Origin of the sequence: Glutamicibacter sp. Je.9.36 (assembly GCF_051129975.1) — a bacterium.
In the GTDB taxonomy this organism is placed as follows: Bacteria; Actinomycetota; Actinomycetes; order Actinomycetales; family Micrococcaceae; genus Glutamicibacter.
Genome location: NZ_JBCPSN010000001.1, coordinates 349327 through 363283 on the forward strand (window position 1 = coordinate 349327; position 13957 = coordinate 363283).

Below are 13957 nucleotides of genomic sequence, written 5' to 3' on the forward strand. Positions count from 1 at the left end.
CATGACTTCCCATGCCCCGCATGAAGCAATCCCCGAATTGCGCACCGTCGATCTGGACATCCAGGGAATGACCTGCGCCTCGTGCGTGAATCGGGTGGAACGCAAACTCGGCAAGCTGCCCGGTGTCAGCGCGACGGTGAATCTGCCCCTGGAAACCGCCAAGGTCCAGGTCCCAGCCGATGTCACCGATGAGGCACTGATCGATACGGTGCAGGCCGCCGGCTATACCGCTTCCCTCAAGCACCCGCCCAAACCCGCCGGTTCGGATCATCAGGGACATGGGGAGCATGATCACGGCGGGCACGAGCACCTGGTGCCCAACCACCTGCTGCGCCGCCTGCTGGTCTCCGCGATCTTCACCATTCCGCTGTTCATCATTTCCATGATTCCCGCTGCGCAGTTCCCGCATTGGGGTTGGGTCGCCTTCGCGCTGGCCACTCCCGTGGTCTTCTACGGAGCCTGGCCTTTCCACAAGGCAGCGGCCGTCAACGCACGGCACCTGGCCTCGACCATGGACACCCTGGTTTCCCTCGGTGTGCTCGCGGCCTACTTCTTCTCTGCAGTGCAGCTGATCCTCGATCCGCAACTGACCGCCCATATCGGCATGTCCATGTCCGAGCATGCGCTCTACTTTGAAACGGCCGGCGTCGTGGCCACCTTGCTGCTGCTGGGCCGCTTCCTGGAGCACCGCGCCAAGTCCTCGGCATCCGATGCGCTGAAGTCTCTGCTGAACCTGGGCGCCAAGGATGCAGTGGTGCTTCGCGACGGCGCGGAAGTGAAAATCCCTGCCGGGCAGGTGCAGGTCGGGGACCATTTCGTGGTGCGCCCCGGCGAGAAGATCGCTACCGACGGAGTAGTCATTGACGGCGCCAGCGCGGTAGACACCTCGCTGCTTACCGGCGAGTCGGTACCGCAGAAGGCCGGCCCCGGCGATGAAGTCACCGGCGCGACCTTGAACGCCTCGGGCCGGCTGGTGATCGAAGCTACCCGTGTTGGCGCAGACACCACCCTGGCCCAGATGGGCAAGCTGGTCTCCGAAGCCCAATCGGGCAAGGCGCCCATTGCCCGCCTGGCTGACCGGATATCCTCGGTCTTCGTGCCGATCGTACTGGCCATTGCGCTGCTCACGTTCGTGATCTGGTTCTTTGCCAGCGGCGATCCCTACCAGGCGTTCACCGCTGCGGTCGCCGTGCTGGTCATCGCCTGCCCCTGCGCGTTGGGCCTGGCGACCCCGATCGGCTTGCTGGTCGGTACCGGCCGCGGCGCGCAGCTGGGCATCCTGATCCGCGGCCCGCAGGTCCTGGAAGATACCCGCAAGCTGGACACCATCGTGCTGGACAAGACCGGCACCGTAACCACCGGGGTCATGGCCCATCAGGGCACCGAGGCCATCGACGGGGTCGATCCCGATGAGGTCCTGGCCTTGGCCGGTGCCGTGGAGCATCATTCCGAGCATCCGATCGCCCAGGCCATCGCCAAGGCCGCGGCCGGCTTGGGCCCGCTGCCCGAGGCCAGCGACTTCGATTCCGATCCGGGCGGCGGCGTGGTCGGCACGGTCAACGGGCATCGCGTTGCCGTAGGCCGCTTCAGCTGGCTCGAAGCCCAGGGCGCGTCCCTGGATGACTCCGCCAAGGCCATGCTCGCGCAAGCCGAGCAGGCCGGCGCGACCGCCATCCTGGTCGCGGTGGACCAGCAGTTCCAGGCAGTGATCTCGGTGGCGGACAAGATCAAGGACAGCTCCGCGAAAGCTATTGCCGAACTCCAGGAGCGCGGCCTGCGCGTGGTGCTGCTGACCGGCGACAACCAGTCGGTGGCTACCGAGGTTGCCGCCCAGGTAGGCATCAAGGCCGAGGACGTATTCGCTGGGGTCTTCCCTGCCGGCAAGGCCCAGGCGATCACCTCATTGCAAGAGCAGGGCAAGGTCGTGGCCATGGTGGGCGACGGCGTGAATGACGCGCCAGCACTGGCGCAGGCCGACCTCGGCATCGCGATGGGCTCGGGCACCGATGTGGCCATCGAAGCCGCGGACATCACCCTGATGGGCAACGACCTGCATCAGGTCACGCAGGCCATCGACCTGTCGGCCAGGACCCTGTCCACCATCAAGATGAACCTGTTCTGGGCTTTCGCCTACAACACTGCCGGCATTCCGATTGCGGCCCTGGGCTTGCTGAACCCGATGATCGCCGGAGCGGCCATGGCAGCCAGCTCGGTGCTGGTGGTACTGAACTCGCTGCGGCTGCGACGTTTCGGGAAGTAGCTCTCGGCACCTCCCCACGCGGGGCATCGGTTGAACCGATGCCCCGCTTTGCCGTATCCATGCCCCTTGCTTCCCGAATCATTACGAAGCGGAAAATCCCCCATTTCGCCCGCCGCTTTCCCCGATTGGCGTGGCCAAGCGGTTATCCGGGGCCCGAAGTGTGAAATTGCGACTTGCACCACGTTCATTTTTCTGCGCATACTGTGATGGCAATCACCACATATGCCGTTGATGCGTGGCGGGAGAGATCCGTCCACACCATGGGCGGGCGCCGTAGGAGCAATTTCCTCCCCGGGAAACTCTCAGGCACCCGTACCGCCACGACGAGGCAAATCTGGAAAGCAGCGCGGTTGTACCGCGCTCACCGAAGGAGCAATCTTCGCCCAGTAGTCGGGCCGAAGTGAAAACTCTCAGGTATACATACAGATTGGGGAGGGACCTAGAACAGTGCCGCACCGAGCGCACCGGTTTCGAGGTACTCCCCGTGGCTTACCCGGCTCCTGCTCCTTGCGCAGCTTGCCGGGCATGCCAGCTGGAATCCTCCGTACCGGATGTGTTCAACGAAGCCAGTCCCTGCGCTCCAAGCCATGAAGGCTTGGAGGCAGGACACCTTCAGGGCGTCACGCCACACTCCTGGAAGGCAACCAGCATGAGTACCACCAGTTCTGATCCCACTCTCGAGCGCGGGCTCTCCAATCGTCACATCCAGCTGATCGCCATTGGCGGCGCTATCGGCACCGGCCTGTTCATGGGCTCGGGCAAGACCATTTCGGTCGCCGGCCCGTCGGTCATCTTCGTTTACATGATCATCGGCTTCATGCTCTTCTTCGTCATGCGCGCCATGGGCGAGCTGCTGCTGAGCAACCTCGAATACAAAACCTTCGCCGACTTCGCCGGGGACCTGCTGGGCCCGTGGGCGGCGTTCTTCACCGGCTGGACCTACTGGTTCTGCTGGGTAGTCACCGGCATTGCCGACGTGGTGGCCATCGCCCACTACGTCGCCTTCTGGTGGGGCGACCTTCCGCTGTGGATCCCGGCGCTGGGCTGCATCGCACTGCTGCTGGTGCTGAACTTGGCCACCGTGAAGGCCTTCGGTGAAACCGAATTCTGGTTCGCGCTGATCAAGATCGTGGCCATCGGCGCGCTGATCGTGGTCGGCCTGGTCATGGTCATCACCGGCTTCGAGCACGACTCGGCCACCGCTTCCTTCTCCAACCTGTGGACCGAAGGCGGCATGTTCCCCACCGGATTCATGGGCTTCGTCGCCGGCTTCCAGATTGCGGTGTTCGCGTTCGTGGGCATCGAGCTGGTCGGCACGACCGCAGCGGAAACCAAGGACCCGGAAAAGACTCTGCCCAAGGCGATCAATTCGATCCCCATCCGCATCCTGTTCTTCTATGTCGGAGCCTTGATCATCTTGATGACCGTGGAACCGTGGAACCTGTTCTCCGCCGAGCAGTCCCCGTTCGTGGGCATGTTCGCCCTGGCCGGCCTGGCCGGTGCCGCCGGCATCATCAACTTCGTGGTGCTCACCTCCGCGACCTCCAGCGCCAACTCGGGGATCTACTCGACCTCGCGCATGCTGCGCGGCCTGTCCATGGAAGGCGATGCGCCCCAGGGCTTCGCCAAGCTGTCCAGCCGCAAGGTGCCGAAGAACGCGCTGATGTTCTCCTGCATGTTCCTGCTGGCAGGCGTCGCGTTGCTCTACAGCGGCGACTCGGTGATGGGCGCCTTCACCCTGGTCACCACCGTCTCGGCCCTGTGCTTCATGTTCGTGTGGACCATCATCCTGCTCAGCTACCTGGTCTTCCGCGCACGCCGCCCGCATCTGCATGATGCTTCGAAGTTCAAGGTGCCCGGCGGGATCGTCATGCCCTACGTGGTACTCGGCTTCTTCGGCTTCATCCTGTGGGCACTGACCACCCAGGCCGATACCTTCAGCGCTCTGCTGATTACCCCGGCATGGTTCCTGATCCTGGGCGCAGGTTACCTGTACATCCGCCGCAACCCCCAGCACCAGGCACTGCGCGCCGCGCACCTGGCCAAGGTGGTGCACGAACGCTACGAGGCTTCCGCCTACCGCGATGCGAAGTCCTTCGCCAAGCTTGAAGCGGAAACCGCGGAGCAGGTCTCCGAGGATATCCACCAGTAGCCCGAGCACCTGACAGGTCTCTCGATCGGGCCCCGGCATCACCAGATGCCGGGGCCTAACTGCATAGTCGCTGGGATCGCTACCGCGATCGCCGGGGTCGATGCGATCATGGCGGCAGGCAGCAACCACTTGCATAGTCCGACCCGCTGCCGCTTGGAGGAGAGAACCATGGCATCAACCGGTCCGTTACCGCGCTTCGAATTCGATCAGAGGCTGGGCGCCTTGCCTGATTGGAAGCGTGATGACTTGGGTTTGCGGGCCGCTTACCGTTTCGATTGCGCGAGCACGGCCTTGCAGTTCATTGTCCAGGTAGGGCTGCGCGCCGAGCAGGACAACCGGCATCCGCACCTGGAGTGGCGCGTTTCCATCGTCGAGCTGCGCCTAGCGCACAACCAGCCCGAGCATCTGGGAGCATTGGACCTGGAATTAGCCCGCCATATCTCCATCGAGGCCGGCAAGCTCGAAGCGCAGGTGGTCACCGAGCACTGGTAGCCCCCGGCGTACGGCCTTGGTGGCGGCGGGCCACCAGCAGCGAGATGGCGATGCTCTGCACCGCACCCACCAAGGCGCCCAGCGCCGTCATGGAAATGCGGTCGATGAGCAGGGACGCGGCCGGTTCAGGGCTGACCAGGTGGACCATGAGCAGTGCGGTGACCGTCATGAAGACCATCCCCACCGCATAGTTGCGCAGGATCACCAGCTCGATGACGAACTGCGAGGCCAGCGCAGCGGCCAGGATCACCCAGACCGGGGAATCGAAGGCGAAAACTATTGCGGTCAGCGCTACGCCAATGCAGGTGCCTGCGCAGCGCTGCAGCCCGCGGGCTACCCGCGCATAGGCATCAGCGCCGGTGACCGCGGCGATCGCGCCGAGGCTGGCCCAGTACCAGTGGCCGTCGCTGAGCAGGTGCCCAGCGATGCCCGCCAGCAACACGCCCGTGCCCATTTGGAGCGACTGGGCCATGGCCCGGGGCGAGGGCGACCAGGCGTATCCGGTGCGCAGGGTATGGAGCAGGTTGGCCTTGCGCATCGACAGGCCGAGCATCAGCAGCATGCTGAAGGCCATGGTTCCGCCGCCGGCCAGCAGCACCCCGGTGAAGCTTTGCGAAGTGGCCGGGATGCCCAGGCAGGCGCCGCCGGCGAAGACCGCGAAGACCGGTCCCGGCGGCATCCAGCGCGCGGCATGGGAGACGTAGTTGGCGCCAAAACCAATGAATGCCAGCACGAGCACGCGCACCGGGAACGGTGCCTCGATGAGCGAAAAATAGGTGCCCAGCAGCATTGCGGCCAACTGCACGATGCCTGCCGAGAGCTGCTGCCAGAAACGCGGCGCGTACGCGTCAAAACGGCCGAAGACCGCGCAGAAAGCGCCGAACGCCGCATACATTGCCCAGTCAAGGCGGCCCAGGCCGGCCAGCAGGATCAGCGGCACGGCCAGGCTGATCGTCGCCTTGGCTGCCGGGATGAGCGACGGGCGGTGCGGGGCCACGACGACGCTGCGCTGCACTATTTCTTCCAGGTGGCGCTTCACTGGCGTGCCTCGCTGTCCTGCGTGGCGATCAGCTGCAGCAGGGCGCGCAGCTGCTCCCGCTGCGGCTCATCCAAGGCGCCAAAGACCTTGGCTTCGTTATGCGAGGCAGCCTCCATCGCCCGGGCAGCGAATTTCCGGCCCTCGGGAGTCAGCGTGATGACGTTGCGGCGGCGGTCTTCCGGATCAACTTCGCGTTCCAGGATCCCCCTGCTCGACAGCTGATCGAGGTAGGCCACCAGATGGCCGCGGTTCACATTCGAGCGTTCTGCCAAGTCGTTCTGGGAGACGCCGCCGAACTCCTCCAGCGCGCAGATGATGGTGAAATGATGCCGGGACAAGGACTCGGATTCCATCAGCTCGGTGAGCTCCTGGGTGCCGATGCGTCCGGCGCGGGCGGTGAGATAGCTCAGCGAGTTCCATTGGAACTGCGGAATCCGGTGTTCGTTCATCCCTTCAAAATATCATTTCGGCTGGAAACGATTTCGCCATGAAGCAGTTTATTCGATGAATCTCACACGGATGGCGGCCCCGCCATCAAGCGCTCATGGCGGGGTCTCCGATGCAGCTAGCCTCCGTTGCTCTGGCTGATTCCCTCAGCCAGGGCCTCGAAGGTGTACACATAGCCGCCGGACTTGCCGCTGACCGTCGCATAGCCTTGCGTCGTGCCCGGCTCGATCGCGATGTTGGTCGCAGATTCCAGTCCCTGCGCGTCATCCGGAAGCCGGATTTGCGCCTTGAGCTGGCCGGTCTTGGAATAGACATCGATCCGCGCATCGTGCTCGAACATCTGGTAGATATTCCCGGCTGCATCCACTGCATTCGAGTCGACCTTGGCCACTCCGGCATTCACATAGATCGCCGGCTGCACGGAGGCAGCCTTCATGCCCGTTTGGTCAAGGGCCAGCAGATCGATGCGGTTGGCCGCATATTGGCTGAGCCACAGCCCCGAGTAGTCCTCGTTGAAGGAGATGCCATTGGTGGAGGGCAGGTTCTCGGCAACGACGCTGCCCTGGGCAGTTTCCCCATCGATGCGGATGATCCGCCCCGCCTGGGCCGCATCCACCCCGGCACCCGGGAAGGCCGTGAAGTCGCTGACGAACAGGTTTCCTTCCTTGTCGAAGGCGATGTCATCGGGACTGACCCTGCGCCCGTCCACGTCCCCTTCGAAGAACACCTGCACGTCGCTGCCGTCGGCATTCATGCTGATAATCCGGCCGCCGGCGATGTCGCTGAGGTACATCCGCTGGTCTGCCGGGGAGAACTGGGCCGAGGAATAGGCGCCAGTGCCATCGGTGTGCACCTGGGAGACATCCTTGGAATTCAGATCGATTTTCAGCAGCTTCGCTTCGCCAGCGGGCGCCGGCACATCCACCACGAACAGGTTGCCCTGCCCATCAAGGACCGGGCCTTCCAACAGGGTCATCCCGGTTTCGGCATGCACCTGCGTGACCTGGAGCAGTTCGGTGGCCGCATGCTGCGCCACGCCCTCGGAGACCGGGGCTTCCTGGCCGCAACCGGTCAGTGCCAGCATCAGGCCGAGGCCGGCCAGGCCCAGGGCCGGAATACGGCGGCTCATGCGTTCACCTGCGCAAAGCGTGCGGCGAAGGCAGCCAGCTCGGTCTCGCGCCAGTTGGCGAGCAACCGGTGGAAGGCCACTGGCCCGGGCCCGAAGGCATTGGACTTGCCGCTGGGCTTGCCCTCCTGGTTGTAGTATCCCGGGGTGCAGGCCTGCAGATACGCGGTGTTGTCCACCGCCAGCTCGCTGATGGAGGCGGTCCATGCCTGCTGCTCTTCGAGCGTCGGCTCGATGACCTCGGCGCCAGCCTGGCGCGCCGCGGCAATGACGGCAGCCACATGTTCGGCCTGCTCCTGCAGGATGTGCACGAAGTTCACCGAGTTCGCCGAGTTCGCCGTCTGCAGCGAAGAGAGGTGGAACAGGTTCGGGTAGCCATGGGAGTAGAAGCCGTGCAGGGTCTGCGGGCCGGCCTGCCCCCAGGCATGCAGCAGCTGGACGCCGCCTCGCCCGTAGACCGGCATGGTTCCGGAGATGACCCCGGAGACTCCCACCTCGAAGCCGGTGGCGAAGATGATGCAGTCCACCTCGTACTCGTCCTCCCCGACGAAGATCGAGGTCTCGCTGACCTTGCTCACTCCCCCGAAGTCCGCGGTATCCACCAGCGTGGTGTTCGGGCGGTTGAAGGACTGCAGGTAGGTGTCCGAGAAGCCCGGGCGCTTGCACATGTAGCGGTACCACGGCTTAAGCAGCTCGGCCGTGGCCGGGTCCTCCACGATGCTGTCCACCCGGTCGCGGATCTGGTTCATCTTGGCGAAGTCCAACAGCTCCTCGGTGCGTTCGCGTTCCTCGGCACTGATCGAATCATCGATCTTGCCGGTGATCATGGCCCGCTGCAGCTGCGGCACGGTGGTCCAGCCATCCTGGATCTGGTCTTCGCCGTACTCCTCGCCGGAGACGATGCGCAGGAAGTTGTCCTGGCGCTCCTTCTGCCAGCCCGGCTTGAGGCTGGCGGCCCACTGCGGGTCGGTATCGCGGTTGGCACGCACGTCCACGCTGGATGGGGTGCGCTGGAAGACGAAGGTCTGCTTGGCGCTGGCAGCCACATGGGGAATGGCCTGCAGCCCGGTAGCGCCGGTGCCGATCACGGCCACGCGCTTGTCCGCCAGCTTCTCCAGTGCGCCATCGGCGGATCCGCCGGTGTAGCCATAGTCCCAGCGGCTGGTGTGGAAGGTGTGGCCCTTGAAAGTTTCCAGGCCTTCGATACCCGGCAGTTTCGGCTGGGTCAGGGTGCCCGAGGACGTGATCACATGGCGGGCATGCATGGCATCGCCGCGGTCGGTTTCCACCAGCCAGTGGTTGCGCTCCTCGTCCCAGGCCAGGGAAGTGACCCGGGTCTGGAAGGCGGTGTCGCGGTAGAGATCGAACTTCCTGGCGATGGCCATGGCGTGCTGGCGGATCTCCTCGCCCGGCGCGTAGCGGCGCTTCGGAACGTAGCCGACTTCCTCAAGCAGCGGCATGTATACGTAGGATTCGATGTCGCAGTGGATTCCCGGGTAGCGGTTCCAGTACCAGGTGCCGCCGAAGTCGCCGGCTTCATCGAGCATGCGGATGGACCCGACGCCGGCTTGGCGCAGCTTTGCCGCGCTGACCAGCCCGCCGAACCCGCCTCCGATCACCAGCACTTCGACGAAGTCCGTCAGCGCTTCGCGTTCTTTCCAGGGCGTGTAGGGGTCCTTGGCGTAGTAGCCGAATTCTCCGGCTGCCCGGCGGTACTGGGAGTTGCCGTCGTCGCGGATGCGGCGATCGCGTTCTGCGGCGTATTTCGCGCGCAGCCCGGCTATATCGATTTCAGCTTCGTTAACAATGGGGGTCGTTGGGTTCTCGCCCACAAATTCCTCGTCTTTCGTCACGCACTTGTGCTTCTTGCTGTCCCGGAGCCTGCAGGCAGCGAGTGCGAGGAATGACGTTGGCGGGAAGGCCCCATGGACTTGCCGCGTGGATTGCCCGCAGGTTCGGAACTCCTAAAAGCTTAGCCTCACCCTAAGTAATCAAGCAAATGGGACCGTCGGACCACCGGCCGGGCGGTCACTATGATGGGAACATGTCCAGCATTCCCCACGGTTCCGCTTCCCGGAACGAATTACTGCGCCAGCTGCACCACTGCAGGGACGCCATCGCCACAGCTGCCCTGCCGTCCTCCATCCTGCCGTTGCTGAAGCTGGATTTGACGGCGCAGCAGGTCAAGGTGCTGACCATCCTTGTCACCACGGAAGATGGCTCCACCGGGCAGTCCCTGGCCAAGGAATTCGGCGTCTCCATGGCCTCGATGTCCGGGATGCTCGACCGGCTGGTCTCCCGCGGCGCGGCCGAACGCTACCCCGACCCGCATGACCAGCGGGTCCGGCGCATCAAGGCCACCCCGCTGGGCCGCGAGGTGGTGCGCCAGCTGGTCGCCGACCGGCCGGAACTGGCCGACGAGATCACCGCGCTCTTGAGCACCGGCGATCTGGCCGCATTGGTCCAGGGAATGGCCGCGGTGGCCCAGGCTATGGAAACCCTGGCTGGCTCCGGCCAGAACTCGTGAGCCCTTGGGTGCCGCTTGGCCACGGCCATAGTGCGCCGCCTGTCAGAGCCGGAGATCAGCCAAGAGGAATTTGGCGCCCAGTTCGCCGATGAGGATGGCCGGGGCATTGGTGTTGCCGGTGGTGATCTTTGGCATGATCGAGGCATCGATGACCCGCAAGCCCTCCAGGCCCTGGACCCGCAGCTGCGGATCCACCACGGCCTGCGCATCAGTGCCCATGCGACAGGTACCCACCTGGTGGTGGTAGGTCACGACGTTGTTCCGGATGTAGTCCTCCAGCTGCTCATCGCCGCGAATTCCTTCGCCCGGGTAGACTTCCCTGGCTCCCCAGTCCCCGGCCAAGGCATCTTGCTCCACCATCGCGCGGCATTGCTTCATCGATACCAGGAATGCCTGCATATCCCGCGGATCATCCAGCGCATTCAAATCGATGTTCACCGGGTCATCCAGGCCAGGCCCGCCCAGGGTGATTTCACCGCGGCTGTGCGGGGTGACGATCCCGGAGTGCAAGGTGAACGCAGTGCCGTCGACCGGTTCCATGCCCGGGGAGTACATGGGCACGGCGAAGAAGATCGGCTGGGTGTCCGGGCGGTCCAGGCCCTCGCGGGATCGGGTGAACATGTGCGATTGCGAAACGGAGACCCCGGCACGCGGGGCGGGAATCGCCCGGGTAGTGGTTTCGGCAATCACCGGCGCCAGCAGGTGGTCATGCAGGTTCTTTCCCACCTGGTCCAGCTCATGCAGCGGCATGACGCCCGCGGCTTCGAGCTCGGCCGCCGGGCCGATCCCTGAGCGCAACAGGATTTGCGGGGATCCCAGGGCACCGGCACTGAGCACCACCTCATCTGCGCGCAGCTCCTGCAGCTGCCCGCCGATCCGGTAGCGCACACCTACCGCGGATCCGGATTCGAGGATCACCGAATGCACTTCGGCATCCGTGATGATTTCCATGCGCTCGCGCACCGGCTTCAGATAGGCCTTCCAGGTGTTGATGCGTTCGCCGCCAGCAACGTTGATCTGCTCCTTGGAAACGCCTTCCAGCTGCTCGCCGTTGTAGTCGGGATTGAACCGGATTCCGGACTGCACCGCGGCGTCGATAATCGACTGGTGGATCTCATCCAGCTCGTAGTCGTTGTCCACCGGCACCAGCCCGTCGCTGCCGTGGAATTCGCTGGCGCCGCCAGAGAAGTTCTCGATTTCCTTGTAGATCGGCAGGACATTCTTCCAGGCCCACTGCTCGCCGCAGTCCTTGGCCCAGTCATCGAAATCCTGCGGGGCGCAGCGCACCCAGATGGTCGCATTCAGCGCGTGGGAACCGCCGAGCACCTTGCCCCGGGGCAGGTGCATCGGCTTGTTGGCTGCCCCGGCCATCGGGACGGTGTGGTAATCCCAGTCGTCCTTGCTATGCCACAACTCGCCCATGCGCGAGAGGTCGTGGATGGCTGGGTTGGTGTCCTCGGAGCCGGCTTCGAACAAGGTCACCCGTGCCCCGGCATCCACGAGCCGGCGCGCGACCACCGAGCCAGCCGAACCTGCGCCTACGACTATGACCGACTTGCTGCCCATGGGTTTTCCTCCAGCTAGGATGCCTGCGAAACTTGTTTCTCCCAGCCTGTACAGGTCAGCGGGTTTTCCCTTGGCATCCGGCGCACAACAATTGGCATCGCGTGCGCGTTTTACCCTACGGGCCGCTTAGATCCCCTTGCGGGCCGCACGCAGTTCATCGACACGCACCAGCACCACACCGCACACAATCAGCAGGCCGCCGAACAGCTGCACCGCACCAGGCAGCTCGGAGAGCAGCAGCCAAGCCCACAGCACCGCGAAAAGCACCTCGGTCAACGAGATGAAGCTGGCCACCTTGGACCCCAGTTCCCGGGCGGCCATCACCCCGGTGGTGTAGGAGAACACGGTGGCGATCAGGATCAGCCCGGTCAAGGCCAACCACCATGGGGTTTCATACCCGGCAAATGATCCGCTGCCGGCGGCCCACTGCATTGGAAGGATTCCCAAGCCGCCAACCAGCAGCATGGTTAGCGCTCCAACGGCCATGCCGCCGGCCGACAGCATGATCGGTGGCAGCGCGCCATCGACCTTGGCGCTAATGAAGAAGTAGACCGTCAGGCCCACCGCTGCCCCCAAGCCCCAGAGCACGCCGATCGGATCAATCCGCGTGGTGCCGGTCAGATCCAGCACCGCCACCAGGCCCGCCAATGACAACAGGGTGCCAGCGATCGTTGCCGCCGACGGGCGCTTCTGGTGCTTGGCCCAGAGCACCAGCACGATGAGCACCGGAGCCAGGTACTCCAGCAGCAAAGCCACCCCGACATCCAAGCGCTGCACCGCCAAGAAATAGCACAGCTGGCAGGCTCCCACTCCAAACAATCCAAAGAGCACAATCGACACCCAGTTGGTGCGCAGCAACGTCCAGCGGCCGCGCATCGCCAGGACCGCAGGGATCGCCAGGACCAGCGCGGCGCCGGCCATGCGCGCTGCCACGGCTGCGGTGGGACTCCACCCTGCTTCGAAAAGCCCCTTGGCGAAGGAGCCGGAAATCCCGAAGGCCGCGGAGGATGCCAGCGCAATCCAGATCCCCCGGGACTGGCTTTGACGCAGTACTGGACTACCGGCAGTGGCGGCCGGAAGGCCGGAATCAGACAGGTCGCTCATGAGGGTCTTTGAAGTCTTTCGCGGAGAATTTCATGCCGCCGTTCAGGGGCAAATGGGGGTATGAGCATGACGATACGGTTAGGCTTGAGTGGCAGTCAATCTACCCAGCTTCCAGGAACGAATTATGACCTTTGCACCAGATATCGAAGCTTCATTGAAGTCCGTGGTGAACCTTCTGAATACCGAGGTGCAAATCGTGGATATGCTCTCCACCGTCGCTGATCTCGATGAGTTCCTTGATGCCGAGAATTTCGAAGGCTCCCGCGCGCACAACCAGGCAGAGCTTCGCTCCATTCGCCAGTTGCGTTCCCAGCTGAAGAACATCTGGATAGGCACCGAAGAAGAATCCGTCTTCCGGGTCAATGCGATCCTGCGCAACGCCAACGCCCAGCCTCAATTGATCAAGAGCGAATCGCTGGGTTACCACCTGCATGCCACCACCAACAGCACCCCGCTCTACGACCGCATGGCCGTGGACGCCGCGATGGCGCTGGCGGAAGTGATCCGCTCCGGCGGATTGCAGCGGCTGCGGATCTGCGCCTCGGAGGACTGCGAGGCGGCCCTGCTGGATCTGTCACGCAACCGCTCCAAGCTGTACTGCGATACCGGCAACTGCGCCAACCGCGAGCACGTGCGCGCCTACCGTGCACGCAAAGCCGGAAAGCGTATCGACTAGCCAGAACCCCGACACTGGGCACACCAAGTCGTGTTTCGTCCGTGATCGGCCAGCGCCCCTGCGCACTGCATCGCCGCAGCGTGGCCGAGCAGTCCGCTGTGGCCTCGGGACCGCCGCCCATCCCCGTGACCAGCGGCCAGCACGTGGCCAAACTGTCGTTGGGCGATGCCCCTCGCCTTTTACCTTGCCCGGGCCATATGATGAACACACAACCGGGGATACCGGCAGTTGCAGTAGTGGAAGGGGCAGGTCATGACTCAGGAAACCCACGCTTCGGATGATTACGAAGCACGGATAGAAGCAGCTGAGAGCGGACCATTGAAAGCCGCGGCCCGCTGGGTTGTAGCTCTGGCTTCTGCCACGCTGGGCGATGCCGAGTACGAAGCGAACGAGCCCCAGGTAGTCGTGCATTCCCGCCAAGATGATTCGGTACTTCTGCGCATGACAACCTCCAGCCTCGAAGAAGCTGAGCGGCTGATCGTCCAGATCCGCGCGGACCTGGAGGCCTTGGGCACCGAGGAGTTCAAGGCGGAATGGGAAGGCGCAGGCGACAAGCCCTAGCTGGATG

General features: G+C 64.1%; 12 protein-coding genes and 1 riboswitch. Of the genes, 6 read left to right on the top strand and 6 right to left on the bottom strand.

Annotation, left to right across the window (positions count from 1 at the left end; all coding sequences use genetic code 11):
- Nucleotide 1: 1 nt before the first annotated feature.
- The 3 genes from AAZQ98_RS01635 (at nt 2) to AAZQ98_RS01645 (ending at nt 4904) form a co-directional block, all read left to right on the top strand.
- Nucleotides 2–2260: a heavy metal translocating P-type ATPase gene (locus tag AAZQ98_RS01635; RefSeq protein ID WP_434689315.1), complete on the top strand. Its 2259-nt coding sequence runs from the start codon at nt 2–4 to the stop codon at nt 2258–2260.
- A gap of 229 nt (nt 2261–2489) precedes the next feature.
- A riboswitch (glycine riboswitch) is annotated at nt 2490–2588 on the top strand.
- Nucleotides 2589–2909: 321 nt separating this feature from the next.
- Nucleotides 2910–4412 carry a D-serine/D-alanine/glycine transporter gene (gene cycA, locus AAZQ98_RS01640; RefSeq protein ID WP_434689317.1) on the top strand — a complete coding sequence of 501 codons (1503 nt, stop codon included), beginning with the start codon at nt 2910–2912 and terminating at the stop codon, nt 4410–4412.
- Between the two features lie 168 nt (nt 4413–4580).
- Nucleotides 4581–4904 (top strand): 4a-hydroxytetrahydrobiopterin dehydratase, encoded by a 324-nt coding sequence (locus AAZQ98_RS01645; protein WP_365942785.1) that lies wholly within the window; start codon nt 4581–4583, stop codon nt 4902–4904.
- Here AAZQ98_RS01645 and AAZQ98_RS01650 read toward each other — a convergent pair.
- From AAZQ98_RS01650 to AAZQ98_RS01665, 4 genes are all read right to left on the bottom strand, one after another.
- On the bottom strand, nt 4888–5943 hold the full coding sequence (locus AAZQ98_RS01650; RefSeq protein WP_434689319.1) for an FUSC family protein: 1056 nt from the start codon (nt 5941–5943) through the stop codon (nt 4888–4890). The two genes, AAZQ98_RS01645 and AAZQ98_RS01650, sit on opposite strands and share 17 nt — an antisense overlap.
- A complete protein-coding gene (locus AAZQ98_RS01655; protein WP_434689321.1) occupies nt 5940–6392 on the bottom strand; it encodes a MarR family winged helix-turn-helix transcriptional regulator in 453 nt (150 codons plus the stop codon). The genes AAZQ98_RS01650 and AAZQ98_RS01655 overlap by 4 nt, the downstream gene beginning before the upstream one ends.
- Before the next feature lie 116 nt (nt 6393–6508).
- Nucleotides 6509–7519: an SMP-30/gluconolactonase/LRE family protein gene (locus tag AAZQ98_RS01660; protein WP_434689323.1), complete on the bottom strand. Its 1011-nt coding sequence runs from the start codon at nt 7517–7519 to the stop codon at nt 6509–6511.
- The gene (locus AAZQ98_RS01665) at nt 7516–9369 is read right to left on the bottom strand and encodes a flavin-containing monooxygenase (RefSeq protein ID WP_434689325.1); all 1854 of its coding nucleotides are present in this window, start codon (nt 9367–9369) and stop codon (nt 7516–7518) included. The genes AAZQ98_RS01660 and AAZQ98_RS01665 overlap by 4 nt, the downstream gene beginning before the upstream one ends.
- 191 nt (nt 9370–9560) lie before the next feature.
- Between AAZQ98_RS01665 and AAZQ98_RS01670 the strand changes: the two genes are divergently transcribed.
- On the top strand, nt 9561–10043 hold the full coding sequence (locus tag AAZQ98_RS01670) for a MarR family transcriptional regulator (protein WP_434689326.1): 483 nt from the start codon (nt 9561–9563) through the stop codon (nt 10041–10043).
- A gap of 42 nt (nt 10044–10085) precedes the next feature.
- Here the strand turns inward: AAZQ98_RS01670 and AAZQ98_RS01675 are convergent, their stop codons facing one another.
- Nucleotides 10086–11609, bottom strand: coding sequence for a GMC family oxidoreductase (locus AAZQ98_RS01675; RefSeq protein WP_434689328.1), 1524 nt, complete (start codon nt 11607–11609; stop codon nt 10086–10088).
- Nucleotides 11610–11735: 126 nt separating this feature from the next.
- On the bottom strand, nt 11736–12713 hold the full coding sequence (locus AAZQ98_RS01680; RefSeq protein ID WP_105656105.1) for an EamA family transporter: 978 nt from the start codon (nt 12711–12713) through the stop codon (nt 11736–11738).
- Nucleotides 12714–12837: 124 nt separating this feature from the next.
- Here AAZQ98_RS01680 and AAZQ98_RS01685 point away from each other — a divergent pair, with 124 nt between their 5' ends.
- Both AAZQ98_RS01685 and AAZQ98_RS01690 read left to right on the top strand, forming a co-directional pair.
- Entirely contained in the window at nt 12838–13389 is a 552-nt protein-coding gene (locus AAZQ98_RS01685; protein WP_105656104.1) for a CGNR zinc finger domain-containing protein, read from the top strand.
- A gap of 252 nt (nt 13390–13641) precedes the next feature.
- The gene (locus AAZQ98_RS01690) at nt 13642–13950 is read left to right on the top strand and encodes a hypothetical protein (RefSeq protein WP_105656103.1); all 309 of its coding nucleotides are present in this window, start codon (nt 13642–13644) and stop codon (nt 13948–13950) included.
- The last annotated feature ends 7 nt before the right edge of the window (nt 13951–13957 follow it).